Raw genomic sequence first — 26,715 nt, forward strand, 5'->3', positions numbered from 1 at the left:
CGCCACAGCCTAGGAAGGCGTTCGGCAGCGCCTGTCGACGTCCGGGTCAGGGTTGCGTCAGGAAATCACGGTGGCCATTACCCGCCTGTGGGGATAGGCAGAACATGCTGGAAGTAGCGCTCGAAGAGGCAAGGAAGGGATTCGCCGAGGGCGGCGTACCGGTGGGGGCGGCGCTGTTCGCGGCGGACGGCACGCTGCTCGGCCGGGGCCGCAACCGCAGGGTCCAGGACGGCGACCCGTCGGTGCACGGCGAGACCGCCGCGTTCCGCGACGCCGGGCGGCAGCCCACCTACCGGGGCACGACCATGGTGACCACGCTGTCGCCCTGCTGGTACTGCAGTGGCCTGATCCGCCAGTTCGGCATCCCGCGGCTCGTCGTGGGGGAGTGCCGGACCTTCATGGGCCAGCACGAATGGCTCGCCCGGCACGGCGTGGAGGTGGTGGTGCTCGACTCCCAGGAATGCGTCGACCTCATGACCGCCTTCATCGCCGCCAACCCCGAGCTGTGGAATGAGGACATCGGGAAATGAGCCCCGCCCTCGGCCGTCGAGCCTGGCAGGCTGGCGGCCATGGGATTCGGGGTTCGTCAGTTCGAGCTGACCTTGATGCATCGGATGCGTGATCTCAACGCCGAACGGGTGGAGGACGCGCTCATGGACATGGGCGCGTCCCGGGCCGAGCTTCGCGCCGCGCACACGCAATGGACGAGGATGGCCCACTCCGTCCGTAGCAGGAAGGGCCTGGGCGCGTTGCGGACGATGCTCGGTCCGCCGTCGTACGAGGGCACGACCCCGGTCGGGAGCCTGACCTGCCGGGTGGCTCGGTGGGCGCTGCCGTCCTGGCCGGACCTGGAGTTCGAGGCGCTGATCGGGCCTGACGGCGCGATATGGAACCAGTGGTTCGTCCGTCCCCACGGCGACAAGGCGCTGGCCTTCGTGGACCTGGTCCCGTGGGGGTGCGTCGTCGGCGACGTCGTGACGAGTTTTCCGGGGGCCGCCCAGGGCGAGGGCTCGGCGCCGCAGCATTGGGTGGTCGACTTCGCCCATGAGGGCACGGACTACCGGGCCCGGTTCGTGTACGGCCTGTTCCAGCGGCTCGACCGGGCCTGACCGGGGCGCGGCGGCCGAGGCATCAGGGAGGCTTACGTCGGCGGCCATCTGACCAGGGGCCACGTGTCTCAACCGGGGAGCGTCTCGCCGCCGATCGGGGCCAGGATCTCGCCGGTGTAGTACGACGACAGCCGTTCGGCCGCGAAGAAGACGTACGAGGGCGCGATCTCGTCCGGATCGGCGGCCCGCTTCATCGGTACCTGCTTGCCGAACTGCTCGACCTTCTCCTTCGGCATCGTCGCGGGGATCAGCGGGGTCCAGACGGGGCCCGGCGCCACGGCATTGATCCGGATGCCCCGATCGACGAGGCTCTGCGCCATCGAGTAGGTGAAGGCGTTGATCGCGCCCTTGGTCGTGGCGTAGTCGATGAGCGACTTGTTGCCGCGCAGACCGTTGATCGACGAGGTGTTGATGATCGCGGAGCCGCTGCGGAGGTGGGGTAGCGCCGCCTTGGTGACGTGGTAGTAGCTGTGGATGTTGACCGCGAAGGTGTGCTCCCACTGCTCCTCGGTGAGCTCCTCCAGCGAGTCGACCGGCGCCTGGTAGGCCACGTTGTTGACCACGATGTCCAGCCCGCCCAGCTCGGTCACCGTCTGCGCGACGACGGACGCGCAGTGTTCGCGCTCGGCCAGATTGCCGGGGAGCAGCACGCAGCGCTGCCCCGTCTCCTCCACCAGCTTCCTGGTGTGGGCGGCGTCCTCGTGCTCACTCAGGTAGGCGATGGCGACGTCGGCCCCCTCCTTCGCGAAGGCGACGGCCACCGCGCGGCCGATGCCCGAGTCGCCACCGGTGATCAGCGCGCGCTTGCCTTTCAGCAGCTCAGTGCCGGTGTAGTCGCGCATCTCATCGCGCGGCTCGGGGGCCGTCTCCCCGGTATGTCCGGGATAGGGCTGGTTCTGGGCAGGTGGCGTGCTGTCTGGTTGCTCGGGCATGGCCCCCGAATGCCCCCGCTCGGGTACGGATAACGTCTGCCGGTCGTATATTTCCGCCCTCGCGGGTCTGTGGTGTCCCGCGCGGGCCAGATTGGCGCACATGGGCAGACCCATCCGGCCCACGCCAATGAATCCGATCTTCGGCAGTCGCGAATCGAGCATGCGGACTTCCTGTCCGCCTCGCTCACGAATCAACATGCGTAAGAACCTCTTCGGCTACGCCCACAGATGGCCGTGCTCGACCGCTTCCTCCGGATCCGGACATTCGGCGATCCTGGACCCGTGTGGACAGCGACCGCCGAGAGGCGTGAGCGATGATGTCTGCGCAAACATGAGTGAGTGGGGAAGGAGGTGGCCGTGAGCGAAACCGGACGCCGGCTGCCCGCGCGGGCCTCAGCGGTCGTCATCGGGGGTGGCGCCATGGGCGTCAGCTCGGCCTACGCGCTGGCCGCGGCCGGGGTCAGCGACGTGGTCCTCATCGACAAGGGGCCGCTGGGCTCGGGTTCGACCTCGAAGGCCGCCGGGGGAGTGCGGGCGCAGTTCTCCGACCGGGTCAACGTCCAGCTCGCCGTACGCAGCCTGGAGACCTTCGACACCTTCGCCGCCCGCTTCGGGCAGGAGATCGACCTGCACAAGGTGGGCTACCTGTTCCTGCTCGACTCGCCCGAGTCCGTGGCGGAGTTCGAGAAGAACGTCGCGATCCAGAACGACCTCGGCGTGCCCAGCAGGATGATCTCGGTGCGCGAGGCCGCGGAGCTGTCGCCGCTGATCGACACCGACGGCCTGCTCGCCGCCGCCTACTCGCCCACCGACGGCCACTGCACGCCCGAGTCCGTGGTGCTCGGCTACGCGGGCGCGGCCCGCCGGCTCGGCGCGCGGCTGCTGCCCAACTGCGCCGCGACCGGCATCGAGACGGTGGACGGCCGCATCGTCGCCGTCCAGACCGAGGGCGGCCGCATCGAGACCGACACCGTGATCTGCGCGGCCGGCGCCTGGTCACGTCCCATAGGCGACTGGGTGGGCGTCGACCTGCCGGTGAGCCCGCTGCGCAGGCAGATCCTGATCACCGAGCCGATCCCCGCTCTGCCGCCCACGACGTTCACCATCGACTTCGGCACCACGTTCTACTTCCACCGCGAAGGTCCCGGCCTGCTGCTGGGCATGTCCGATCCCGACGAGACGCCGGGGTTCAAGTTCGACCGGTCCGACGCCTGGCTGCCGAGGCTGGGCGAGGCCATGGCCCGCCGTGCCCCGGCCCTGCTGGAGACCGGCATCGCCACCGGATGGGCCGGCCTGTACGAGGTGACGCCGGACCACAACGCGCTCATCGGGACCGCCCCGGACGTCGACAGGTTCATCTACGCCACCGGTTTCTCCGGCCACGGCTTCCTGATGAGCCCGGCCGTCGGCGAGGTGGTCCGCGACCTCTACCTGGACCGGACGCCGTTCGTGGACGTCAGCGGCTTCGACGCGAGTCGCTTCGCCCTGGCCGGGGCCAGACCGGAGCTCAACATCGTCTGAACGGCGGCACACCGGACGGGCGGGCGGCGGACGTCGGGCCCTGTGACCGGGCCCCTAAGCTGGCCACATGGGTATGGTCGGGACGGTCGGGCTGGTCTTGCATCCACGGCGCGACTCCAAAGAGGCGATCGACACCATTTTGAGCTGGGCCGCCGCCAGGGGTGTCACCGTCATGGGGCTCCCGGAGGAGGTCGGCCGCATCGACTGCAGCGCCGTGCCGGTCGACGTCGACCTGCTGACCGAGCGGGCCGACCTGCTGGTGAGCCTCGGCGGTGACGGGACGATGCTGCGCACCATGCGGCTCATCGCCGGGCGGAAGACGCCGGTGCTGGGGGTGAACCTGGGACGGCTGGGGTTCCTGGCCGAGATCGACATCGCGGAGTTGCCCGCCACGCTGTCCGCCATCGACGGGCACCGCTACACGATCGAGCCGCGCATGGCCGTGCGGACCAAGCTCGACGGGGCCGAGGAGCTGATCGCGTTCAACGACATCGCTCTGGTGCGCATCCCGGGCGACGGCATGGCCGCCGTCTCCGTCATGCCGGGTGACGATCCGTTCGTGCGCTACGCGGCCGACGCCGTGATCGTGGCCACGACCACCGGGTCCACCGCCTACAGCTTCGCCGCGGGCGGCCCGATCGTGTCGCCGCGGGTGGCGGCGCTGCTGGTCGTGCCCGCCGCCGCCCACTCATCGTTCAACCGGGCGCTGGTCCTGCCCGCCGACGAGGAGGTGACGCTGGAGCTGCTGCCCACGAGCGGGCGGCTGGCGGTGGAGGTGGACGGGGCGGTGCTGGGGCATCTGTGCCCCGGTGACCGTGTCACGGTGGCCGCCATGCCGGCCGCGGCCAACGTGGTGCGCATGGGGACCACGTTCTACGAGCGGGCCCGGCGCAAGCTGCGGGTGGACGGCAGCGCCGAGGTCGACTGAGCATGGATTCGGTGCGCATTCCGCTGGCCGGCGCCGAAGTCGATCGACCGTGGATAGGGTGCCTTCCGCCGGGTAGGCGCCGGGGTATGGCGACGCTGGTGGGCACGTCCGGGTGGCAGTACAAAGACTGGCGCGGCATCCTCTATCCGCAGGAGGTCCCGCAGCGCCTCTGGCTGGAGACGTACGGCGAGACGTTCCCCACCGTCGAGAGCAACAACGCCTTCTACCGCCTGCCCTCACCCGAGTCCTTCGCCGGCTGGCGGGACCGCACACCCGACGGGTTCGTGATGGCCGTCAAGGCCAGCAGGTTCCTCACCCACATCAAGCGGCTGGCCGATCCGGAGGAGCCGGTGGAGCGGCTGATGAACGCCGCCTCGGCGCTCAAGGACAAGCTCGGCCCGATCCTCCTGCAGCTCCCGCCGACCCTGAAGGCCGATCCTGACCGGCTCGCCCGCTGCCTGGACTGCTTCCCGAAGCACGTGCGCGTCGCGGTCGAGCCCAGGCACCCGTCGTGGTGGACGGACGAGGTCCGCGAGATACTGGCGGCCCGTGACGCCGCCCTGTGCTGGGCCGACCGGCTCGGCAGGCCGGTGAGCCCGTTGTGGCGCACCGCCGGCTGGGGATACGTGCGGCTGCACGAAGGGCGGGCCACCCCTTGGCCGTCGTACGGGGACACGGCGCTGAAGACCTGGGCCGGGCGGGTCAAGGAAGCCGGTTGGCCCGACGTCTACGTCTACTTCAACAACGATCCGGGGGGAGCGGCCGTGCGGAACGCGATTCGCTTTGCCAAACTCGTCTAGTGCATACCCGCCTTTATCGAAACGGTGTCCTGGAGAAAGAGGGCTTCCCGGTCGAGGAAGTCTCGGACTATGTGGGCGACGAGGCCAACACCGTCTGGTTCGACCTGTGCGCGCCGACGCCGGAGGACCTCGCCGTGGTCGGCGAGGAGCTCGGCCTGCACGAGCTCGCCGTCGAGGACGTGCTGTCCGACCACCAACGCCCCAAGGTGGACATCTACCAGAACCACCTGTTCATCACCGTCTACGGGGTGCACTTCGACGATGGGCGGCTCGATCCGGTCGAGGTCAACGCCTTCGTGACGAAGAACGCGCTGGTCACGGTCCGCGAGAGCGACCACTTCGACATCGGCGAGGTGGTCAAGCGCTGGGACGCCGACAAGAGGCTGGCCGGCCACGGGGTGGCGTTCCTGCTGCACGGCCTGCTGGACTACGTGGTCGACGGGCAGTTCGACCTCGTCCAGGAATTCGACTCCAGAGTGGAGAACCTGGAGGAGCTGCTGTTCGAGGAGGCGCCGATCGACGGCAGGCAGCTGCAGCGGACCATGTACGACCTGCGCAAGAACATGGCCGGCTTCCGCAAGATCACCATGCCGATGCGCGAGGTCATCGGCACCCTGCTCCGCCGCGACCAGGAGCTGGTCGCCGACCCGGTCATGGCCCCCTACTACGAGGACGTCTACGACCACGTGGTGCGTGTCACGGAGTGGACCGAGTCGCTGCGCGATCTGCTGGCCAACATGCGGGAGACCCGCCTGGCCCAGCAGGGTTTCCGGCTGAACGAGATCATGAAGCGGGTCACCAGCTGGGCGGCGATCATCGCGGTGCCGACCGCGATCACCGGCTTCTACGGCATGAACGTGCCCTACCCGGGTTCGGGTCAGCCCTGGGGCGTCTGGGTGGCGTCGGCGCTGGTGGTCGTAGCCTCGGTGGCGCTGTACGCGATCTTCAAGAAGAAGGACTGGCTGTAGGCGCGGGGACAGGGGCCGCCCCGGCCGTCGAGCGCGAGCCGCACCGTCAGCCGTACCTGCGCGGCTCCCGAGGCGGGGTAGAGGGGCAGGCAGCGGCCGCCCGCGATCAGCGTCCTGCGTCCGATCGGGGTGGCGATCAGCGGCAGCTCGTCGTAGGTCGCGGGGACGGCCAGGCGGAGCGTCCAGAGGCCCGCCGCGTGGCCGCGTTCGCCCTCCAGCGCGTAGTAGTCGAGCACGCCGCCGCTGGTCGAGACCACGGCCCGCATGGTGAAACGGCGCCCTTGGACGGTGAACACCTCCGCCGACGGGGCGTGGTAGATCGAATGGATGTAGCCGATCGCGAACACGCCGGACGGCGGCAGGAGCAGCCCGTCCACGGCCGGGCGTCCCGCGCCGGAGGCACCGGCCGTCAGCAAAATCACCAGCGCGAGGGCGAGGCGGATCAGCCCTTCTCCTTGTAGTAGCGGGCCGCGCCCGGGTGCAGCGCGACCGGCTCCACCTGCTGGCCGATCTTGACATCGAGCTTGGCCGCCTCGGGGTGAACGGCCGCGAGCTGGGCCTTCTTCTCGAACAGCGTCTTGGTGATGTCGTACGCGAGCTGTTCGTCCATCTTGTCGGGCACGAGCAGGACATTGGCCACCCCGACCGTCTTGACGGTGCCCGGCAGCTTGTAGAGGGACATGTCGATGTCGAGCCCGATGTACTCCTTGCCGTACTTGGCCTGCATCGGCGCGAGCAGGTCGGTGGTGTCGAGCAGCTTCATGTCCGGCTTGCTGGTGGCCAGGTCCACGATGCCGCCCGTGGGCAGCCCGCCGACCCAGACGAACGCGTCGATCGTGCCGTCCTTGACGGCCTGGACCGACTCGTTGATGGACAGTTGCTGCTTGGAGATGTCGGAGTCGGGGTTCAGGCCGGCCGCCTCCAGCAGGCGCCTGGCCAGCACCTGGGTGCCGGAGTTGGGCGGGCCGATCGAGACCCGCTTGCCCTTCAGGTCGGCGACCTTGCTCGCGGCGAGGCCGGGGGCGATGACGACGTGGGCGTAGTTGTCGTAGATGCGGGCGATGGCCTTGATCGGCTGCTTGGCGGTGAAGGACCCGGTCCCGTTGACGGCGTCGGCGGCCGTGTCGCTCTGCGAGAAGGCGATGTCGGCCTTGCCGGTGGCCAGCAGCTTGATGTTCTCGACGGAGGCGGAGGTGACGGACGCGGTGGCCTGGGTGTTGGCGATGTTGTCGGTCAGCTGCTTGGCCAGGCCCCCGCCGTACACGTAGTAGACGCCGGTCGTGCCGCCCGTCGCGATCGACAACCGGTGGCCCGAGCCGCTCACGTCGCCGCAGGCCGCCGCCCCGGCGGCCAGTGCCGTGGCGGCGAGTACCGCAAGGATCCGCTTCACGCTGGGACTCTCCTTCTCCTGATGAGGTGCACGGCCGCCGCGACGGCCAGGACGGCCAGGCCCGCGACGATGGGGACGGGTTCGAGGAACAGCAGCAACACGGCCGCCACGGTGGCCAGCAGCCGCTCGGGCCACCCGGTCACCCCGCCGGTCGCCATGGCCAGGGCCGCCACAGCGACGGCCGAGACGGCGGTCATCAGCAGCACCGTGCCGATCGGTCCCTGCCCGAGCAGCGCCTGGCCGTTCGGCGTGAGCACGAACGCGAACGGCACCAGGAACGCGGGCAGCGTGTAGCGCCAGGTCATCATCATCGTCTTGTAGGTGTTGCCGCCGGTGATCGCCGCCGCCGCGACGGCCGACAGCGCGGTCGGCGGGCTCACCTCGGACAGCACCGCGTAGTAGAAGACGAACATGTACGCCTCGGCGGACGTGACGCCGAGCGTGGTGAGCGCCGGCGCGATGATCACCGCCGCGATGATGAAGCTCGCGGTCACCGGTACGGCCAGGCCCAGCAGCATGACCGCGACCCCGGACATGAACGTCGTCAGGATGAGGTTGCCCGCGGCGACGTCCACGATGATCGCGCTGAGGTTGAGCCCGAGCCCGGTCTGGGTGATGACGCCGACGATGATGCCCGCCGCCGCGCACACCGCCGTCACGGGCAGCACCTCCAGCGTGCCCTTGGCCAGCGCCTGCGCGGTCCGCTTCGGGCCCATCCGGTGCTCAGGATCGAGGAAGGACAGCACGAACGCGATGGCGGTGGCGATCACGACCGACTGGAACGCCGACCGGTCCAGCGCCATCAGCACGATGATGAGGATCAGCGAGCTGAAGTGGTAGCCGAAGCGCAGCAGCAGCCGGCCCGCCTTCGGCGCGTCCACCGGGACGGCGTGGGTGCCGAAGCGGCGCGAGTCGATCTCGATGGCCAGGAAGATGCCCAGGTAGTACAGGATCGTGGGGATCGTCGCGTAGACGAGCACCTCGAGGTAGCTGACCTTGAGATACTCGGCGATGATGAACGCCGCCGCGCCAAGCGTGGGCGGGGAGAGGATCGCCCCGATGCCGCCCGAGGCGAGGATGCCGCCCGCCGCCTCCTTGGGGTAGCCGGCCCGCCGGAGCACCGGCCAGGCCACGCTGCCGAGGCTGACCGTGGTGGCCACGCCGGAGCCGGAGACGGTGCCGAGCAGGAAGCCGGCGGTGGTGACCGTACGGCCGGGGGCGGCGCGGGATTTGCGGAAGGCGGCGAAGCTCAGGTCGATGAAGAACTTGCTCGCGCCCGAATAATCCAGCACGGCGCCATAAATTGTGAAAAGGATGATGTAGCTGGCCGCGACCTGCATGGGGACGCCGAAGAAGCCCTCGGTGCCCGTGTAGAGCTGCGACACGATCTGCGCGAGGTCGAAGCCGCGATGGCCAATCGTCCACCCAATCGGCAAATATGCTCCGAAATAGGCATAAGCCAGGAAAATTAGGCAGATGATGGTGAGTGACCAGCCGACCGTGCGGCGGACCGCTTCCAGCAGCAGCGCGGTCAGCACCAGGCCGGCCGCGATGTCGAGCCCGGTCAGCGCCGCGCCCGAGCCCCGGTCACGGAACGCGTCGATGTCGAGCAGCGGGTAGACGAGCACAGCGAGCGCGGCCGCCGCCAGCAGCCAGTCACCCACCCCGGGCCGATCGACCACGTCACGGCGCGCCTCCTCCTGCGACGGGGGCGCCGCGCCGCGTACCCGCCGGAGCGCCGACGAGATCCCCGAGCGATAGCAGAGGAACACCAGCGGCAGCGCCACCGCCAGGAACGTCAGCCGATGCTCCAGCGCCTCGACCGGCCTGAACACCACCACCAGTGAGTACGCGGACAGCAGCCCGCCGACGATCCACACGCCGAGCCGCAGCGTCCCGGTCAACCGCCGGGCCGGACGCTCCTGCTCGTGGGCCGACACCAGCTCCGCGTCGCGGTCGCTCAGCTCGGTCAAGTGTCCTCCCTGACAGGGCGTTTGAAGGGACTTTACGAGTCCTTTACGCAATGAGGAAGGCCCAGTTCGGTACAGGAATCTGGACGGCGGCGATCGGCGGGCAATTCGGCCGCGACGCTTGGCCGGTGTTCCGGAATGGCAGGCCGCAGCCGGAAACCGCAGTGTGTGCGTGCACACACTGCGGCCGGAGACCTCGGTGCGTGCACGCACGCACTGATATAAAGAACCGTGGCCGAGATCACCCTGAACGTCCGCCAGCTGCAGGCGTTCGCCGAAATCGGCTACCAGGCGGCGGGCGGCGGGGGTGGTGGCGCGCGCGGTGCGATGGCCGCGCTGCGCCGGGTGGTCCCGGTCGACGCCTACGAGTTCGTCGCGTTCGACCCGGCCAGCGGGCGGCATCACAGCGTCGTCTCCGACGGCCACCGGCGCATCGACGGCGACGCCGCAGAGGAATACATCGGGCTGGAGGCCTACCGCACGGCGATGGCCACGCGGGCGCCGGTGCCGATGCCCGAGCCGGGCACCGAGCGCTATTTCCGCCGCCATCTCGCCCCTTACGGGTGGCGCGCCGGGCTGACCGCGCCGCTGTTCCTGGCCGAGGGCCGCTACACGGGCCTGCTGCACCTGGCGGCCAGAGAGGCCTTCCCCGAGCTCACCGGCTCGCTGGTCGCGGCCGTGGCGCCCATGCTGGCGCATGTCACGGACCTGACCCGATGCGTGATCGACCCTGTGGGCTTACCGGCCGGGTTTCTCGCGGCCGCCTTCGACCGGCTGGGCGTCCGCCGTGAGGTCCCCGGCGTCGCCAGATCCGCGGCCTTGTGGGACGAACCGGCCATCGCGGGGCTCGCCCGCGCCTTCATCGACTCGCGCGAGCTGAGCCGCCGCGGTCTGTGGCTCGACCGCGACGGCCGCTGGCACGAGGTGCGGGTGCTGCGGGCCGGCGTCGGGTTCCAGGGCTCGCTCCAGGGCGCGGTGGTGGCCGAACGCCCGTGCTCCCTGCCGTACGAGCTGACCGGCAGGGAGGTGGACGTGCTCACCCGGGTGGCCGCCGGCGACTCCAACCCGCAGATCGCCGCCGCCCTGGTGCTCAGCGTCCGCACCGTGACGACCCACCTGGAGCACATCTTCGCCAAGCTGGGCTGCGACAGCCGCACCCGCCTCACCACCAAGGCGCTCGCCGAGGGGCTATGCCGCCTCGACGTCTAGCCTGCTAGGAGATCTTGCCCAAACCGCGGGCGAGGACGGTGGCGGTATCGGCGATGACCTTCTCGTCGTTGGCGGCATCGGCGGCCGGGCGGTTGGTGTAGATCGCCAGGATGATGGGGGCGGCACCCTTCTTGGGCCAGGCGATGGCGATGTCATTGGCCGTCCCGTACGACGGGCCGGTGCCGGTCTTGTCGCCGACCGTCCAGGTCTTGGGCAGGCCGGCGCGGATGCGGGCGTCACCGGTCGTGTTGGCGATCAGCCAGCCGTTGAGCGTCTCCCGGTCCTTGGCGGTGAGCGCGTCGCCGGTCGTGACCTTACCGAGGTCGCGGGCCACTGAGGCGGGCGTGGTGGTGTCCCGCTTGTCCTTGGGAGTCCAGTCGTTGAGCTCGGTCTCCCAGCGGTCCAGGCGGGAGATCGGGTCCTTCAGCGTACGGAAGTAGCGGGTCAGGCCCGCCGGTCCGCCGATCTGCTTCAGCACCATGTTGCCGGCGGTGTTGTCGCTGTAGGTGATCGCCGCCTTGCACAGCTCGGCGACGGTCAGCCCGTCCTTGACATGCTTCTCGGTGACCGGCGAGTTCGGCTTCAGGTCGTCGGCCGTCCAGTGGACGACCCGCTCCATCAGCCCCGGGTCGGAGGTGCGGGCCTTGTGCAGCGCGGCGGCGGAGACCATCGCCTTGAAGGTGGACAGCAGCGGGAAACGCTCGTCCGCCCGGTAGGCGATCGTCTTCCCCGTGGCCGTGTCCAGGGCGTACGCGCCGATGCGGCCCTTGTAGGACGCCTCCAGCGCGCGCAACTCCTTCTTCACGGCTGCCTGACCGTCGCTCACCACCTGAGACGGTGCGGTCGCGGCCGAGGCGGTGCCCGCTCCATAGGCGCCGCCCGCCAGGAGGGAGACCGTCAGCGCGGTCGCTTGCAGTGCGGCCGTGAGGCGGCGAGGGTGTCGCATGCCATGTCCTTGCTCTCGTCCGTCAGAGGAGAGGAGCACAGCAGATCGGATCAGATGGTGTCCAATATCGATATGGAGAAGGGATCTATATCGGCTGACAAATGATCGCAGGTCAGACGGCCTCCGCCGACCGTTGCGCGGGGATCATCACCTGCCGCAACTCGAACCACACGGACGTCGCGCCGTTCTCGCGGACGAACCCCCACCGGTGGCTGAGCGTCTCGATCAACGGCAGGCCGCGTCCGCTGGTCGCCTGCGTCTCGGTACGGCACGCGCACGGCGGCCCGCTCGAACCCCCGTCCCTGACGAGCACCCGCACCAGGGACCCCGCGGCGAGCACCGACACCGTGAACGAGCCGCCCTCACCCGAACGGGAGTGCAGGATCGCGTTCGTGGCCAGCTCACTGGTGAGCAGTACACAGTCGTCGTACAGCGGATGATCACGCCCGAGCGCCGCCGTCACCAGCCCCCTGGCCCTGGCCACCTGGGACGGAGTCCCCGGGAACCGTACGACGAGAGCATCGTTGCCGGGCTCCTCGCCCCCTTGCTCCAACTGGTGAAAGTCCGGCGGTGCCACGGCGACCTCCCCGATTACGGCGACGTCATGAGACGCGTCAGAGGGGTGCGGGAGATTATCGCTAAAAGGTAGGAATGCCCTTTCCCATGGCCGCCCGCGCGATCGTCCGGGCGGACCGAGTACGCTGCGATCGACGAGTCGACTAGGAGGGGTGCCTGCGTGAGCAGCCTGGAGGCCGTCTGGGTGCAGCCGTACGATCACCCGGGGGCAGTGTTCGTGACCGGAGTCTTCGACATCCTGCACGTCGGACACGTGCGTTACCTGGGTGCCGTCGCCGGGCGCGGGCTGCCGCTGGTCGTCGGCGTGGAGGACGACCCGCGCGTGCGCGCGTGGAAGGGGCCGACGCGCCCGTTCAACCCGGCGGCGGAGCGCGCCGAGGTGCTGGCCGCGCTCCGCTTCGTGAGTGGCGTGTTCATCGTGACCGGGCCCTCGGCGGCGCACGGCCCCGAGGACTACATCGACCTGCTCGCCCCCATGCGGCCCGGCGCGCTGGCGCACACCGCGGGCGACCCGCACGCGGGCGGCCGATGCGCGGCGGCCGCGCTGCTGGGCGCCGAATGCTGGGAGCTGGAGGCCATCCCCAATCGCTCGACCACCAGGATCGTCAACGCGGCGGGCAAGGGCTGACCCCTTTGGCGGGCCGGTCTTTTCAAGATCGGGTAGTCATGGATGGCCGCCCTTTCAAGATCGCGTAGGCTTTGCTGGCATGACGGTCGATCTGGTAGCCAAGCGGGTGACGGACCTGCTGGCCCCGCAGGTGCTGGTGATCACCATGCCACCGGCCGTGGGGCTGATCGCCCACGGCTGGAGCGGCGCCGCGTGGGGCCTGGCGGCCTCGGCGCTGTGCGGCGGTGTGCCCGCCGGGGTGATCGCGCTGGGCGTCCGCTCGGGGCGGCTGGACTCCCACCACATCGTCGACCGGACCCGCCGCACCGGGCCCCTGCTGGCCGCCGTCGCCGCCGTGCTGGTCGCCCTGGTGCTGCTCGTCGCGCTGGGCGCGCCGACGCTGCTGGTGGCCACGGTGACCGCGATGCTCGTCGCGCTGGCCGTCACCGTGCCGGTCACGATGCGCTGGAAGATCTCCTTCCACGCCGCCGTCTGCGCGGGCACCGTGGTGGTGCTCGCCCACGTCCTGCCCGCCGTGCCGACCGGCCTGGTGGGGGCGGCCGTGGTGGCGCTGGTGTGCTGGGCCCGGGTACGGCTGGCGCACCACACGTGGGCGCAGGTGGTGGCCGGGGCGCTGGTGGGCGTGGCGTCGACGTGGGTGACCCTGGCGGCGTTCGGCATCCGATAAGAGGGGACTGCCGAAAAGTGGGGAATAGTGGTGGCTTCGTAGGGGTTGCCGCGACCATGGAAGCCACGAACCGCGGCCGGGTGCGTGTCGAGCGCTCCGCCAAGCGTGTCAGGACCTACCTCGGCGGCCGGGCGGTGGCCGACACCACCCAGGCCCTCCTGGTGTGGGAGATCCCCTATTACCCGACGTACTACTTCCCGCTCTCGGACGTCGACGAGTCGGCGCTCAAGCGGACGGGCACCACGAAGCACTCGCCCAGCAGGGGAGACGGCGTCGTCTACACCGTCACCTCGGGAGGTGCTGAGGCTCCGGAGGCGGGGCTGGCCTACCCGGAGTCGCCGCTGGCGGACATCCGCGGGCACATCCGCTTCGAGTGGGACGCCATGGAATCCTGGTTCGAGGAGGACGAGGAGGTCTTCTTCCACCCGCGCGATCCGTACACCAGGGTCGACATCCTGCCGAGCTCGCGGCACGTACGCGTCGAGGTCGACGGTGTGACGGTGGCCGACTCGCACAGCCCCCGCATCCTGTTCGAGACGGGGCTGCCCGCCCGCTACTACCTGCCCAAGACGGATGTACGGCTCGACCTGCTCGAACACACCGACACCGCTACCAACTGCCCGTACAAGGGGACGGCGGAGTACTGGACGGTCAACGGCGTCAAGGACCTCGCCTGGTCGTACCGGACGCCGCTGCCGGAGAGCCAGCGGGTCGCGGGGCTGATCGCGTTCTACAACGAGAAGCTCGACATCTATCTCGACGGCGAGCTCCAGGAGCGGCCGAAGAGCAAGTTCGCCTGACGCGCCGGGGATCGGCATTTGTCACCAAGCCTGCCAGGAGGGCTGTCTGAGCGACTACACGTGCGTGTAGTAGGCTTTCTCATCGCGTAGTCATATATACGCGCGGATAGGCGTCGGAGCTCGGTCTTGATCGGGCCGCAGACGCTCGGATCCGGGACGCGGCGCCGCGAACAAAGGGTCGGCGCCCACGAGAAAGGCTCATGATGACTGCCCCCATCTCAATGAGCGGTCTGGTCAAGACGTTCGGCCGCACCAGGGCGCTGGACGGGCTCGACCTGACCGTGAACACCGGCGAGGTGCACGGTTTTCTCGGACCGAACGGTGCCGGCAAGAGCACCACGATCCGGATCCTGCTCGGCTTACTGCGCGCCGACGCGGGCACTGCCCGGCTGCTCGGCGGCGATCCGTGGGACGACGCGACCAGACTGCATTCCCGGCTGGCCTACGTGCCCGGAGACGTCACGCTCTGGCCTGGCCTGTCCGGCGGCGAGGTCATCGACCTGCTCATGCAGTCGCGTGGCGGCGCCGACCGTGCCCGGCGTCAAGAGCTGATCGAACGCTTCGACCTGGACCCCGGGGTCAAGGCCCGCGCCTACTCCAAGGGCAACCGGCAGAAGGTGGCGCTGATCGCCGCGCTCGCCTCCGACGCCGAACTGCTGATCCTCGACGAGCCCACCGCGGGCCTGGACCCGTTGATGGAGGAGGTGTTCCGCGACGTCATTCGCGAGACGCGGCGGCGCGGCGACCGTACCGTACTGCTGTCCAGCCACATCCTCACCGAGGTCGAGGAGCTGTGTGACCGGGTCACCATCATCCGCGACGGCCGGACGATCGACACCGGCAGCCTGCCCGACCTGCGGCACCTGACCCGCACCTCCATCCAGGCCGAGCTCTCCGCCTCTCCCGGTGAGCTCGCCGAGCTGCCCGGAGTGCACGACCTGCGGACGGAGAACGGTCTGGTGCGCTTCGACGTCGAGGCCGACGAGCTCGGCCCGGTGCTGCGGTGCCTCGCCTCGCTCGGCGTCCGTGGTCTCGTCAGCCAACCGCCCACGCTCGAGCAGATGTTCCTGCGGTACTACGACAGGACGCGCGCGGAGGCGGGCCGATGAACGCGCTCACCGGGACGGCTCGGTCGGCACGGCTGGCGCTGCGCCGCGAAAGACGCATCGCGCCGTGGTGGATCATTCTGCTCGTCGCCTTGGCCCTGGCACTGGTCTCCTACATCAACCGGAACATGCCCACCCCCGAGGTGATGGCGACCTACACCACGATGATCAACCGCAACAGCTTCTTCCGGGCGCTCGGCGGCGGCTTCGTCGTGCCTGACCTGGGCTATATGCAGGCCTGGCGCAGCGGCGGGTTCCTCTACGTGCTGAACGGGCTGGCCGCCCTGATGGCCGTCGTCCGCTACACCCGCGCCGACGAGGAGGCCGGCCGGATCGAGCTGCTGCGCGCGGGTGTGCTCGGCCGCAAGGCTCCCCTGACCGGGGCCCTGCTGGTGGCGGGCGGGGTCAGCTTCGCCGGTGGCGCGGTGACCACGATCGCGCTGATCGGGATCGGGCTGGATCCGGCCGGGTCGATCGACTACGGCGCGGCCATCACCATGGCCGGGTGGGTGTTCGGCGCCATCGCCGCCGTGGCCGCCCAGCTCGCGCAGACCGCCCGTATGGCCAGAGCCATCGCCCTGTCGGTGCTCGGCATCGCCTACATCCTGCGCTACGCCGGCGACGCCTCCGGGCAGTACTGGATGAAGTACATCTCCCCGATCGGCTGGAGCCATCTGGTCGAGCCGTACTGGAGTAATCGGTGGTGGCTGCTGGCGATTCCGGCGGCGGTGACCGCGGCCCTGACGGCCATCGCCTACCGTCTGGCCGGCCGTCGTGACCTCGGCGCCGGAGTGATCCAGGAGCGTCGCGGGCCCGTGACCGCCCCCGGCCTGCGTGGCCCGATCAGCCTGTCCTGGCGGCTCCACCGCGGTCTGCTGATCAGCTGGGCCGCCGGAATCGCGTCCTTCGCGGCGGCGGCCGGGGGCGTCAGCACCCTGGCGTACCAGTTCACCGAGGCGCCCGGCGTCACCGTCGACAACCTGCTGAAGGCTTTCGGCGGCAGTTCGGGGGGCGGGGCGGTCGACTTCGCGCTGTGGGCCATCATCCTGATCTTCGCCCACGTCATCGCGCTCTACCCGGTCCTCATGGTCCAGCGGCTGCGCGCCGACGAGACCACCGGGCGCGCGGAAGCCGTACAGGCCACCCCGATGACCCGGCTGCGCTGGGCCGCCGGGCAACTGGTGGTGGCCGGTCTTGGCACGGCGGCCCTGCTCGCCGTCGCCGGAGTCGTCTTCGGTACGTTCTACGCCTTCCTCGTCGGCGATCCCGCCTCGGACATCGTCCGCATCCTCACCGGCACCCTGGGCACCATTCCCGGCGCCTGGCTGGTCGGGGCGGTCTGCATGCTCGCCTACGGCCTGGTCCCGAGAGCCTCCGTGACGATCGGCTGGATCACCTGGGTCGCGGTGGCGGTCATGGGACGGGCCGCCGGCCCACTGTACGGACTCTGGGGCGGGACCCCCTTCGAGCCGTTCCACTACATCCCCAACACCGTCGCCGGAGCCCCCTTCGACCCGGTGCCCGCCCTCACCATGGTCGCGCTGTCGGCGCTGCTGCTCGGTGGCGGCCTATTCGCCCTCCGCCACCGCGACTTCGGCTGAGCCCGCTCCGGACTTCGGGCCGGTCGCTCAGGCGGTCCAGGCCGGGTTGCGGCCCAGGTAGCGGAGGAGATCCGCGACCTGGTCGTCGCCCGGCTCGGCGGGCACCACCGCGGCGTAGGCGCCCCACTGGCGCAGCGGCTCGACGATGGCCTTCGCCACCGGCAGCAGCTCCCCGGCCAGCTCCGGGGTCAGCGGCGAGGACTGTCCGGTGGCCACGGCGATGTCCCAGGCGTGCACCGCCGCGTCGAGCGCGCAGGCGCCCGCGCCGAGCGCCGGTGCCATCGTGTTCGGCGGCACCGGGACGGGCACCTGCTCGGCGTTCTTGTCGACGCCGGCCCAGGCCCTGGCCGAGCGCTCCATCGCGGCCTCCGCGTACGTCCGGGGGTCCTCGGCCAGCTCGCCCGTCGGCTCGAACGGGTTCTCGGCGGGACCCGGCTCGCCGGTCAGGAAGGCGGCGAAGCCCACCTGGTCGCCCGCGGCGTGCTGGAGCACCTGAGTGACGTTCCACTTCGCGCAGGGGGTGGGGAATTTCCAGCCGTCGGCGGGGACGCCGGCCACGGCCTGGCGGAGCGCCTGGTGCGCGTCGTCGAGTACGTCCCAGCCGGTCGGCATGTTGTCGCTCATGGGGGGTTCCTTCCGTTCGTTCCGCTGTGTCTCCACACTATCAGAACGGAATGCTTTGTTCCAGTCCAAGGATGAGCATATCCAGCGCGCGCTCGAAGTCGGTGGCGGGGTCGGTCGGCGGGATGTTCCGTAGCAGCCTGCTGAAATGCGGGAGCTGGGCCGGGTCCATCTCCTGGATGTAGACGCCGACCTGCTTTCGTCCCGCGTGCTCGCCGGTGTCGACGTTGAACCCTCCGGTGGACAGCAGCAGTGACCCGAAGATCAGGCTGTTCACCGCGCCGAGCGCGCGCCACACGGCCGCGTCGTCGAAGCCGGCCTCGTACAGGGCGCCGACCACGCTGTCGATCGGAGCCAGCGCCCGCACGGAGGTCGGGTTGGACTGGTCGGTCAGCAATGCCATCGGCACCACCGGAGAGCGGGCGAACACCTCGTACATGCTCAGCGCCACCGCCCGGAGCCGTTGCGGCCAGGGCAGCGCCGGGTCGGGTAGCTCGACCTGGTCGAAGGCCCGCTCCGCCAGGCCGTCCAGGATGTCGGCCTTGTTGGAGACATGGTTGTAGAGCGACATCGCCTCGACGCCGAGCGACTTCGCCAGCCGCCGCATGGACAGCCCTTCGAGGCCCTCTTCCATGGCCAATTCCAGGGCCGCGTCCAGAACCTTCTCCCTGTTCAGCGGCTCGCGCCGGGCCATTCGCCACTCCTCCTGCCGTAGAACTCCGGTTGACAGAGCTTACGGTGTATGTATGTACTTACGGCGTAAGCATACACCGTAAGTAGGGAGATTCCGTGAACGCGGACGTACTGATCGTCGGTGGCGGGCCGGTCGGCCTGCTGCTGGCCTGCGAGCTGAAGCTGGCGGGGGTGGACCCGCTGGTGCTGGAGGCGGCCACCGGCCAGGAACGGATCACGCGCAGCCTCGGGATGCGCTCGCTCAACGCGCGCACCCTCCACACGCTGGGCCTGCGCGGGCTGGTGGAGCCGCTGGCCGAGGCGCAGTGGGCGCTGTTCGACGAACTGAGAGCCGGTCGCGAGCCCGCCGAGGGGGACATCGTCGACGGGCTGGTGTACATGCTCAGGGAGGGCATGAGCGGCGGCCACTTCAGCGGCCTGCCGCTGATCGGCGAGGCCGGTAACCGGGTTCCCGAGATGCTCATGCTCAAGCAGCACCAGTTGGAGCGGGTTCTGGCCGAGCACGCGGCCGGGCTCGGCGTCGAGGTCCGGTCCGGGTGCCGGGTCACCGAGATCGCCGACGAGGGCGACGGCGTGGTCGCCACACTCGCGGACGGCCGGGTCGTACGGGCCGGGTACCTGGTGGGGTGTGACGGCGGCCGGAGCCTCGTGCGCAAGCAGTCCGGCATCCCGTTCACCGGCACGTCCGCGACCATGACGGGGCGCACCGCCGTGGCCGAGCTGGCCGACCCCGGCGCGCTCACCTCGTCCCTGCGCGCCCCCGGCGGCCTGGTGAACCTGTCGCTGGTGCCGGGGGAGGTCGCCACCATCGAGTTCGACGGCGGTCCCACCGAGCGGGACGCGCCGGTCACCGCCGAGGAGATGCAGGCGAGCATCCGGCGGGCGAGCGGCACCGACGCGGTCGTCCTCAGCCTGGAGGCCGGCATCCGCTACAGCGACAACACCCGCCACGCCGAGACATACCGCCAGGGGCGCATCCTGCTCGCCGGGGACGCGGCGCACGTCCACTCGCCGATCGGCGGCCAGGGGCTCAACCTCGGCCTCCAGGACGCGGCCAACCTGGGCTGGAAGCTCGCCCTGGTGGTCCGCGGACAGGCGCCCGAACGGCTCCTGGACACCTACACCGCCGAGCGGCACCCGGTGGCGGCCCGCGTCCTGCGCAACACCAGGGCCCAGGTCGCGCTGATGCGGCCGGGACCGCAGGTCGACGCGCTGCGTGAGGTGATCTCCGAGGCGCTGGAGCTCCCCGAGACCAGGGGGCACTTCATCGCCATGGCCAACGGTACGGACATCGACTACGCGCCGGACGCGTCGCGGTCGCTGGTCGGGCGGTTCGTACCGGATTGGGAGATCGAGGGCGTGGGGTGGGTCAGGGAGTCGCTGGGGGACGGCCGCGGCCTGCTGCTGGACCTGGCGGGCGCACCGGAGACCCGCGCGGCCGCGAAAGGCCGCGACGACCGCGTCCGCGTGGTGGGCGGAACCGTGGATCAAGCCGACGCGGCCGCCGTGCTGGTACGCCCTGACGGTTATGTCGCCTGGGCCGGTTCCGGCGAAGCCGGTCTCGCCGAGGCCCTCGACGCCTGGTTCGGGGTCGGTTAGGTCAGCAGCCGGGTCAGCACACGGGTGCCGAACTCCAGCCCCTCCACCGGCACCCGCTCGTCCTTCCCGTGGAACATCCCGAAGTAGTCCAGATCGGGCCGCAGCATGAGCGGCGCGAAACCGTACCCCTTGATGCCGATCGTGGCGAACGACTTGGCGTCGGTGCCGCCGCTCATCACGTACGGCACCGGCCGGGCGAGCGGGTCCTCGGCCACGAGCGAGCCCGCGAGCGAGTCGAAGAACGACGAGGGGTACGGCGCGTCCGGCGCGTCCTCCAGATTGACGAACTCCCTGGTGATCTTCGGCCCGAGCAGGTCGTCCATGGTCGCCAGGAACTCCTCCTGGAGGCCGGGCAGGTAGCGGCCGTCCACGTGCGCGTGGGCCGTGGACGGCACGACGTTCACCTTGTAGCCCGCGTCGAGCATCGTCGGGTTGGCCGAGTTGCGGATCTGTGCCCTGAACAGGTGGCCGAGCGCGCCCAGCCGGGTCGCCTCCTCGTCGAGGCGGTCGAGGTCGATCGGCTGGCCGGTGATCTCCGACAGGCTCTGGAGCAGCGCCGAGACCGACGGCGTCAGGCGTACCGGCCACTGGTGGGCGGCCACCCGCGACAGGGCGTGCACCAGCGTCGCGACCGGGTTGTCCACCGCGGGCCGGGAGCCGTGGCCGGCCACGCCGTGGGCGGTGAGCTTCATCCAGGCGGTGCCGCGCTCGCCTACGGCGATCGGGTAGACGCGGTGGTCGCCGGCGGCGACGCTGAAGCCGCCGGACTCGCTGATCGCCTCCGTCACGCCGTCGAACAGCTCCCGGTGCTCGGTGACGGCGTGCCGCGAGCCGTAGTCGCCCGTCGCCTCCTCGTCGGCCAGGAACGCCAGCACCAGGTCGCGCTTGGGACGCAGGCCGCGCGCCGCCATACCGAGCACGGCCGAGAGCGTCATCGCGCATGACCCCTTCATGTCGACCGCGCCCCTGCCGTAGACGCAGCCGTCGACGATCTCGCCCGAGAACGGGTGCATCCGCCACTCGGCCGGGTCGGCGGGCACCACGTCGAGGTGGCCGTGGACGAGCAGCGCGTCGCGAGAGTCGCCGTCGATCCTGGCGACCACGGTCGTCCGCTTCGGCGCCGACTCGAACACCACCGGCTCCAGCCCGGCGTCGGCCAGCAGCGTGGCCACGTACTCGGCCGCCGGGCGTTCGCCCGACCCCGGGTTGGAGGTGTCGAACCTGATCAGGTCCGAGCAGATCTCGCCGACGCTCTTCACGACCGTCCCTTCAGCTTGAGCGGTGCCACCTCGGGCGTCTCGAACCCGAAGATCAGTCCATAGAAGGCCAGTTCGGCCTCCAGCACCGCGACGATGGTCTCCTCCCGGCGCCAGCCGTGCTGCTCGCCGGCGAAGGTGAGCAGGGCCCACTGTTTGCCATGCCGGTCCAGCTCGGCGACGAACCGCTCGGCCTGGCCCACGTCCACGATCGCGTCCTCCAGGCCGTGCAGCATCAGGCACGGTCCGGACGCCCGCGCGGCATGCAGCAGCGGCGAGCGGTCGGTGTAGCGCTGGCGGGTCTCGGGCAGCGGCCCGATCAGGCCGTCGAGATAGCGCGACTCGAAGTCGTGTGTCTCGGCCGCCCAGCTCTCCGGGTCGGTGATCGCGTAGTGCGCGACGCCGCCCGCGAACACGTCACTGTGCACCAGTGCAGCGACCGTGGTCCAGCCACCGGCGCTGCCGCCGCGAATCGCGATCTTGGCGGCGTCGGCCCGGCCCAGCTCGACCAGCCCGCGCGCCACCTTCGCGCAGTCGGCCACGTCGACCACGCCCCACTGGTGCCGCAGCCGCTCGCGGTAGGCCCGGCCGTAGCCGGTGGAGCCGCCGTAGTTCACCTCGGCGACGCCGAGGCCCCGGCTGGTGAAGTAGGAGACCTCCAGGTCGAGGGTCATCGTGAAGTTGCCGGTGGGCCCGCCGTGCGCGAAGACGACGTACGGCGCGGGACCCTGAACCCCGGTCGGGTGGTAGAGGTGCGCGTGCACGCCCTCGATCGTCACCGTCTCGGGCGTCGGCAGCAGCGCCCGGTCGGGCAGCGGCTTCGGCGCCGACACCGCCTCGTGCGCGCCGCCGTCGAGGTCGACCACGGTCACGCGGGTGGGCGTGTACGGAGTGGCGGACACCGCCACCGCCTTGCCCTCTGCCGCCGAGATCGTCGGCGCCCAGTACGTCGCCGCGCCGCCGATCTCGCGCAGGTCGCCGCTCTCCAGATCCAGGACGCTCAGCAGGCGGCGGTCGGGGGTGCCGTGCACGAGCACCAGGCAGTTGCCGGCGATCGCGAAGTAGGTGCTGCCCGGCTTCCAGGGCGCGATGCCGACCTCGGAGGCCATCGGGGTGAGGTTGCGGGCGCCGGAGCCGTCGCGGGCGACGAGGTGGATGTTCCACCAGCCGGTCGGGTCGGCGACCGCGTACAGGGTGCGCTCGTCGCGCCACTCCGCCTGGATCACGGACTCCGCCGGGCCGCCCGCGATCACCTGGTACGGCCCGGCGGTTCCGTCCTCGTCGAGGGGGGCTACGCAGAGCTCGGTGCCGTCCCAGGGCATGTTCGGGTGGTCCCAGCCGATCCAGGTGACATATCCGCCGCCGGGGGAAATACGGGGGTTCATCAGGAAATGTTGTGCTTTAGTGATCACTCTGAGCGGGCCGCCGCCGAGTGGCACCGCGACCAGGTCGCGCACATTGTCCTGCTCGCGTACGGCCCACACCTCGTCCCGGCCGGGCGGCAGGTAGAGGTCGGCGTAGCGCGCCGTCCCCTCAGGCGTGAGCGCCACGGGCTCCCCGACTACGGGCTCCCCGGCCGCGGGTTCGCCGGTCGCGGGTTCGCCGGTCGTTGGTGGGCCGTCCAGGCGGTAGACGCACTGGTCGGACCAGTTGGTGAAGACCAGGCCGCCGCCGGGCAGCGGGCGCCAGGATCGCCCGCCGTACTCGACCACGCGGTTGCGCGCGTTCCACCCCTCGGGCAGAGCGTCGACCAGGGAGCCGTCCGGCAGGCGGCGCACCACGCAGCGCCGGCCGCCCTCGTGCGGGCGTGGCTCGTCCCACCAGACCTCCAGTCCGGCGGGCGTGGCGACGGCCTCCACCCACTGGGGGCCGCCATCGGTACGGGCCACGTCGATCGGTCGAATGCTGCTCATATCTCACCAATTGCCATCGGAAGGGGGCAAGGAACGCTCGGGCGGGTGGAGGACGTACACGATGCCGCCGCTGCCCGAGCTCCGGAGCCAGACGTTCTCGAACGCGGCCCGCGGATAGACCCGGCGCACGTCGGCGTCGCTCGGCGCGGCCGGGTCGTTGACGACGACGTCGCCCTCGGCGGTGAAACCGGTGACGACCATGATGTGCCCGCCCGAGGAGTATCCGGACCCCGGCAGCTCGTGCGCCTTGAACGACAGCGACACGATCACCGGGATCCCCGCCCGCACGAACAGGTCCAGCTCGGCGGCCGACCGCAGACGGGTCACGAACCCGGCCAGCCCGAAACGGCCCGCGTAGGCCACGTTGAACGGCCAGTTGCCGGTCCCCTGGTAACTGTGGTCGAACGTGCCGCGCGCCGCGTGATCGACCACGGGACTCGGGTCGCCGGCCACCACCCAGGCCAGCTCCTCGGGACCGGGACCGCGACCCCAGAACCCGAGGACCATCGCCACCGAGGCGGGGCTGCACCAGTTGGCGCCGCCGCCGTCCAGCTCCGGATGGTGACCGGTGTGCGTGTACTGAGAGTGCCGGGGCACCACCAGCTCGACGGCTCCGGCCGTACCCGGAAGGCTCGGGACAGGGGGACCCTGGGGGAGCGCGGAGGCCATCACGCCCAGGCAGTCCACACGCGCGCCCGCGCCGTGCGGCGTGACCCGCACCCGGTAGGCCGTGACCGGCCGGCGCGCCACGAACGTGTCGACGGCCACGTCGCCGTCCTCGTCACCCTGACCGGGAAAGGAGGTGCGGATCTCGTCGTGCTCGGCCCAGTGGCCCATGACGTACCACTTCGACTGCTCGCCCGTCGCGAGCCTGACCTGCAGCTCCACCTCGATCCACGTGCCCGGCGGGGTCCGCGCGGTCCACGAGGGGACGAGCTGGGTCGCGGTGAAGCCGATCGGGTGTTCCGGGCTGGTCCACGAGGTCAACGAGGTGGCGGGCACGGCGAAGCGGGCGAAGGCGACGCGGGCCGGGTCCACGGTGAGCACCGGACCCATTGTGGTTTCGCACCGGTTGTCGCGCATCGGAAGGTTTACGTACTGCGGTGATCTTGTCGGTGGTGATCTCTAATGTTCCGGCCATGACTCAAGCAGTGCAGGCGTATTCCTACGCCGGACCCTCCCTGCTCACCGATGGCAGACCCGCTCTCTCGACCTCCGGTGGGACGGCGTTATCCGGCTCCCGGACCGATCCCGGAATCTTCAGCGGCCGGCTCAGGTTCGAGGACAGGGCGTGAGCGGTTGGGAGGTCGTCGAGGAGGCCATCGCCACCCGTGACGCGGTCAAGATCGCGGAGATCGCGGAGACCGTGCGCGCGGGCGTGATCGACCGGGAGCTGCTGTTCGACGGCTGCGTCCGCCGCTTCCTGCGTGGCGGCCAGGCCGCTGACCTGCGCTTCTTCGCCCGGCTGCACGAGCTCGTCGAGCCCGCCCCCGCCGAGGTCGCGGCGCGGGCCCACGACTACCTGCGGTTGCTGCCCGCCGCGCCACCTGTGGTCGCGGAGCTGGCGCTGCGGCACCTGCGCCGCCTCGACACGCTCGACCCCGCCGACGTGGCCGAGGCCCTGCAGGCGCTGCTGTTCAGGCCCGAGCGCAAGCTGGTGTCGATCGGGCTGAGCTGGCTCGACCAGGCCGCCCGCGACGCCGCTGACGATGCCGACGACTACGCGCCGGCCCTGGCGTACGCCTTCGCGTGCGACGCCCCCGACCTCCAGGAGCGGGCCGTACGGCTGGCGCTCAAGCACGCCGCCCGATTCACCTCCGCGGGCGCCGAGGTGATCCGTGACGCGCTTGGGCTGCTGCCGCCGGACCTCGGCGAACAACTCGTGACGGTGTTCGGCGGTGAGGTGGCGGCCGACGAGGACGACGCCTGCTTCATGCCCGTGCCGCTGCCCGCGTCTCCCCAGGAGGACGCCGGTTTCCCGCTGATCGGTGACATCCGGGAACTGGGCGCCTTCCCCGAGCGCGAGGACTGGCAGGGCGCCGAGCGGTGGCTGGAGGGGTTCGTCCGGTTCTGCACTGACGACCGTGACCTGCTCCGCTCAGTCCTGGCCCGCTGGACGAGCTGGCCGACGCGCCTGGACGTGCAGCCGGAGTGGCGCTACCTGGACCAGTGGTCCGAGGCGATGGCCAGGCAGATCGTCACGCCCGAGACCTGGCTCGGCCGGTCGTCGTCGCTGCTGCCGTCGCCCGTACGGGTGTCGCCGCCGCACCTGTTCCTGCTGCGGCGCTGGGCCGAGGTCCACGCCGCGCTGCGGGCGGGCACGCTGCCGCCGTACCTGCTGGCGACCCCCACGAGCGGCACCGGGCACCTGGGTCCCGGCGTGCTGGTCGACCGGCTGGAAGGCTACGAACGTACTGGTGCCAAGGTCATGGACGCCGACCTGTGGCAGGCGCTCCTGCGGCTGCCCCGCTCGGTCCCGCCCGAGGTGGCGGCGCGGGCGGGCGGGCTGACGTCCGCGGCGGGCGTCACGGCCGCACGCTGGATGAGCGGCGGCCGGCCCGTGCCGGTGACCGCCGTCGAGTGGACCCGCGGCTCCACCACCTACACGGGCGACCACGAGCCCGCCGGCGGGAAGCATCCCGACCTCGTGCCCAGGATCGCCCTCCCGTGCGGCGAGTCGGGGCCGCTTGGTCTCTCACGTGGTGAGTCGGGTCTGCCCGATCTCGCGCACGGCGAGTCCGGTCCGCTCCCTTCCTCGTACGGCGGGTTCGGGCCGCTCCGTGATCTGTTCGACGATCCGGACGCGTCGCGCCGGGACGGTCACGGCGTCTACCTGTCGTGGTGGCCCGCCGTTCTGCCGTCGGACCGGGAGGCGGTGGCGGTGCACTGCCTGCCGTTCCTGCTCTACCACTGGAACGCGCCCGGGGTGGAGCCCGACATGCTGTGGGCGCTGGCCCGAGCTGGTGGGCCGGCGGGTGAGGGGGTCGCGCTGCTCCTGGCGTACTTCCTGGTCGAACGGGACTCCTGGGCGGGCGGGAAGCAGCCCAATGAGGGGGTCCGGGTGCTGGTCGAGATGGCCGGACGAGGGGATCTTCCCGCCGCCGAGGTGGGGCGGCAGCTCGCGCTGCTGTTGCGCAGGGCCTGGTACAAGCTGAGCGCGGTGGTCGAGTCGCTGGAGAGCGCGGCTCGGTATGGGGCGCATCGGGAGGTCTGGGAGGTGGTGGCCGCGTTTCTGACGGTCTATCTGCCCGGGCCCGGGGAGCGGGCGCGCACCGCCCACACGCAGGCGCTCGGCTTCGCCGTACGGGCCGCGTCGTGGGCGGGGGCGCGGGGTGAGCTGCCGTGTGTCGCGGAGATCGCCCGACGCAAGGGGAGCAGCGGCTTCGTCCGCGAAGCACGCCGCCTCCACGCCCGGCTCACCTGAACCGGCTCACCTGAACCGGCTCGCCAGAATCGGCTCGACGTCGGGCTCGCCTGATCCG

At 70.7% G+C, this 26,715-nt stretch carries 25 protein-coding genes; 14 read left to right on the forward strand and 11 right to left on the reverse strand.

Annotation, left to right across the window (positions count from 1 at the left end; translation table 11 throughout):
• The first annotated feature begins 104 nt into the window (after positions 1-104).
• Entirely contained in the window at positions 105-530 is a 426-nt protein-coding gene (locus AB0C30_RS20520; protein WP_357945977.1) for a nucleoside deaminase, read from the forward strand.
• Positions 531-569: 39 nt separating this feature from the next.
• Complete coding sequence (locus tag AB0C30_RS20525) at positions 570-1,109, forward strand: hypothetical protein (protein WP_357945980.1); 540 nt, start codon at positions 570-572, stop codon at positions 1,107-1,109.
• 68 nt (positions 1,110-1,177) lie between these two features.
• Here the strand turns inward: AB0C30_RS20525 and AB0C30_RS20530 are convergent, their stop codons facing one another.
• The gene (locus AB0C30_RS20530; RefSeq protein WP_357945983.1) at positions 1,178-2,203 is read right to left on the reverse strand and encodes an SDR family oxidoreductase; all 1,026 of its coding nucleotides are present in this window, start codon (positions 2,201-2,203) and stop codon (positions 1,178-1,180) included.
• 195 nt (positions 2,204-2,398) lie between these two features.
• Here AB0C30_RS20530 and AB0C30_RS20535 point away from each other — a divergent pair, with 195 nt between their 5' ends.
• The 4 genes from AB0C30_RS20535 to AB0C30_RS20550 all read left to right on the forward strand — a co-directional run bounded on the left by AB0C30_RS20535 (position 2,399) and on the right by AB0C30_RS20550 (position 6,258).
• Positions 2,399-3,562: an FAD-binding oxidoreductase gene (locus tag AB0C30_RS20535; RefSeq protein WP_357945986.1), complete on the forward strand. Its 1,164-nt coding sequence runs from the start codon at positions 2,399-2,401 to the stop codon at positions 3,560-3,562.
• A gap of 67 nt (positions 3,563-3,629) precedes the next feature.
• Positions 3,630-4,490, forward strand: coding sequence for an NAD(+)/NADH kinase (locus AB0C30_RS20540; RefSeq protein ID WP_357945988.1), 861 nt, complete (start codon positions 3,630-3,632; stop codon positions 4,488-4,490).
• Between the two features lie 86 nt (positions 4,491-4,576).
• Positions 4,577-5,290: a DUF72 domain-containing protein gene (locus tag AB0C30_RS20545; RefSeq protein WP_357945991.1), complete on the forward strand. Its 714-nt coding sequence runs from the start codon at positions 4,577-4,579 to the stop codon at positions 5,288-5,290.
• On the forward strand, positions 5,290-6,258 hold the full coding sequence (locus tag AB0C30_RS20550) for a magnesium transporter CorA family protein (protein ID WP_357945994.1): 969 nt from the start codon (positions 5,290-5,292) through the stop codon (positions 6,256-6,258). The genes AB0C30_RS20545 and AB0C30_RS20550 overlap by 1 nt, the downstream gene beginning before the upstream one ends.
• Here AB0C30_RS20550 and AB0C30_RS20555 read toward each other — a convergent pair.
• The 3 genes from AB0C30_RS20555 to AB0C30_RS20565 are packed head-to-tail and all read right to left on the reverse strand — an operon-like array spanning position 6,168 to position 9,621.
• Complete coding sequence (locus AB0C30_RS20555; protein ID WP_357945997.1) at positions 6,168-6,680, reverse strand: DUF1850 domain-containing protein; 513 nt, start codon at positions 6,678-6,680, stop codon at positions 6,168-6,170. The genes AB0C30_RS20550 and AB0C30_RS20555 overlap by 91 nt on opposite strands.
• 20 nt (positions 6,681-6,700) lie before the next feature.
• Positions 6,701-7,648, reverse strand: coding sequence for a TAXI family TRAP transporter solute-binding subunit (locus tag AB0C30_RS20560; RefSeq protein ID WP_357945999.1), 948 nt, complete (start codon positions 7,646-7,648; stop codon positions 6,701-6,703).
• A complete protein-coding gene (locus tag AB0C30_RS20565; RefSeq protein WP_357946001.1) occupies positions 7,645-9,621 on the reverse strand; it encodes a TRAP transporter fused permease subunit in 1,977 nt (658 codons plus the stop codon). The genes AB0C30_RS20560 and AB0C30_RS20565 overlap by 4 nt, the downstream gene beginning before the upstream one ends.
• Before the next feature lie 228 nt (positions 9,622-9,849).
• Here AB0C30_RS20565 and AB0C30_RS20570 point away from each other — a divergent pair, with 228 nt between their 5' ends.
• Positions 9,850-10,827 carry a LuxR C-terminal-related transcriptional regulator gene (locus AB0C30_RS20570; protein WP_357946004.1) on the forward strand — a complete coding sequence of 326 codons (978 nt, stop codon included), beginning with the start codon at positions 9,850-9,852 and terminating at the stop codon, positions 10,825-10,827.
• Positions 10,828-10,831: 4 nt separating this feature from the next.
• Here the strand turns inward: AB0C30_RS20570 and bla are convergent, their stop codons facing one another.
• Positions 10,832-11,773, reverse strand: a complete 942-nt coding sequence (bla, locus tag AB0C30_RS20575; RefSeq protein ID WP_357946006.1) for a class A beta-lactamase — start codon at positions 11,771-11,773, stop codon at positions 10,832-10,834.
• A gap of 112 nt (positions 11,774-11,885) precedes the next feature.
• Complete coding sequence (locus tag AB0C30_RS20580; RefSeq protein WP_357946008.1) at positions 11,886-12,350, reverse strand: ATP-binding protein; 465 nt, start codon at positions 12,348-12,350, stop codon at positions 11,886-11,888.
• Positions 12,351-12,509: 159 nt separating this feature from the next.
• Between AB0C30_RS20580 and AB0C30_RS20585 the strand changes: the two genes are divergently transcribed.
• The 5 genes from AB0C30_RS20585 to AB0C30_RS20605 all read left to right on the forward strand — a co-directional run bounded on the left by AB0C30_RS20585 (position 12,510) and on the right by AB0C30_RS20605 (position 17,151).
• Positions 12,510-12,977: an adenylyltransferase/cytidyltransferase family protein gene (locus AB0C30_RS20585; protein ID WP_357946010.1), complete on the forward strand. Its 468-nt coding sequence runs from the start codon at positions 12,510-12,512 to the stop codon at positions 12,975-12,977.
• A 79-nt stretch (positions 12,978-13,056) separates the two neighbouring features.
• Positions 13,057-13,644 (forward strand): hypothetical protein, encoded by a 588-nt coding sequence (locus tag AB0C30_RS20590; protein ID WP_357946013.1) that lies wholly within the window; start codon positions 13,057-13,059, stop codon positions 13,642-13,644.
• A gap of 56 nt (positions 13,645-13,700) precedes the next feature.
• Complete coding sequence (locus tag AB0C30_RS20595; RefSeq protein WP_357946015.1) at positions 13,701-14,444, forward strand: DUF427 domain-containing protein; 744 nt, start codon at positions 13,701-13,703, stop codon at positions 14,442-14,444.
• A 203-nt stretch (positions 14,445-14,647) separates the two neighbouring features.
• Positions 14,648-15,553 carry an ABC transporter ATP-binding protein gene (locus tag AB0C30_RS20600; protein ID WP_357946369.1) on the forward strand — a complete coding sequence of 302 codons (906 nt, stop codon included), beginning with the start codon at positions 14,648-14,650 and terminating at the stop codon, positions 15,551-15,553.
• A complete protein-coding gene (locus AB0C30_RS20605) occupies positions 15,550-17,151 on the forward strand; it encodes a polyketide antibiotic transporter (RefSeq protein WP_357946018.1) in 1,602 nt (533 codons plus the stop codon). Before AB0C30_RS20600 ends, AB0C30_RS20605 begins: the two co-directional genes overlap by 4 nt.
• Before the next feature lie 27 nt (positions 17,152-17,178).
• On the opposite strand, the gene AB0C30_RS20610 is transcribed toward AB0C30_RS20605, so the two are convergent.
• Entirely contained in the window at positions 17,179-17,775 is a 597-nt protein-coding gene (locus AB0C30_RS20610) for a TIGR03086 family metal-binding protein (RefSeq protein WP_357946020.1), read from the reverse strand.
• Between the two features lie 40 nt (positions 17,776-17,815).
• Positions 17,816-18,466 (reverse strand): TetR/AcrR family transcriptional regulator C-terminal domain-containing protein, encoded by a 651-nt coding sequence (locus tag AB0C30_RS20615; RefSeq protein ID WP_357946022.1) that lies wholly within the window; start codon positions 18,464-18,466, stop codon positions 17,816-17,818.
• 95 nt (positions 18,467-18,561) lie between these two features.
• Between AB0C30_RS20615 and AB0C30_RS20620 the strand changes: the two genes are divergently transcribed.
• Entirely contained in the window at positions 18,562-20,064 is a 1,503-nt protein-coding gene (locus tag AB0C30_RS20620; protein ID WP_357946025.1) for an FAD-dependent monooxygenase, read from the forward strand.
• Here the strand turns inward: AB0C30_RS20620 and AB0C30_RS20625 are convergent.
• Genes AB0C30_RS20625 through AB0C30_RS20635 form a run of 3 tightly spaced genes read right to left on the reverse strand, consistent with a single transcriptional unit; the run spans position 20,061 to position 24,289 of the window.
• Positions 20,061-21,323: a M20/M25/M40 family metallo-hydrolase gene (locus AB0C30_RS20625; RefSeq protein WP_357946028.1), complete on the reverse strand. Its 1,263-nt coding sequence runs from the start codon at positions 21,321-21,323 to the stop codon at positions 20,061-20,063. The two genes, AB0C30_RS20620 and AB0C30_RS20625, sit on opposite strands and share 4 nt — an antisense overlap.
• On the reverse strand, positions 21,320-23,233 hold the full coding sequence (locus AB0C30_RS20630; RefSeq protein WP_357946030.1) for a prolyl oligopeptidase family serine peptidase: 1,914 nt from the start codon (positions 23,231-23,233) through the stop codon (positions 21,320-21,322). The genes AB0C30_RS20625 and AB0C30_RS20630 overlap by 4 nt, the downstream gene beginning before the upstream one ends.
• Positions 23,234-23,236: 3 nt before the next feature.
• Positions 23,237-24,289: a C39 family peptidase gene (locus AB0C30_RS20635; RefSeq protein ID WP_357946371.1), complete on the reverse strand. Its 1,053-nt coding sequence runs from the start codon at positions 24,287-24,289 to the stop codon at positions 23,237-23,239.
• Positions 24,290-24,524: 235 nt separating this feature from the next.
• On the opposite strand from AB0C30_RS20635, the gene AB0C30_RS20640 reads away from it, so the two are divergent.
• The gene (locus AB0C30_RS20640) at positions 24,525-26,657 is read left to right on the forward strand and encodes a DUF6493 family protein (protein ID WP_357946033.1); all 2,133 of its coding nucleotides are present in this window, start codon (positions 24,525-24,527) and stop codon (positions 26,655-26,657) included.
• Positions 26,658-26,715: the final 58 nt, after the last annotated feature.

This window comes from Nonomuraea sp. NPDC048901 (assembly GCF_040649695.1).
Taxonomy (GTDB): Bacteria; Actinomycetota; Actinomycetes; order Streptosporangiales; family Streptosporangiaceae; genus Nonomuraea.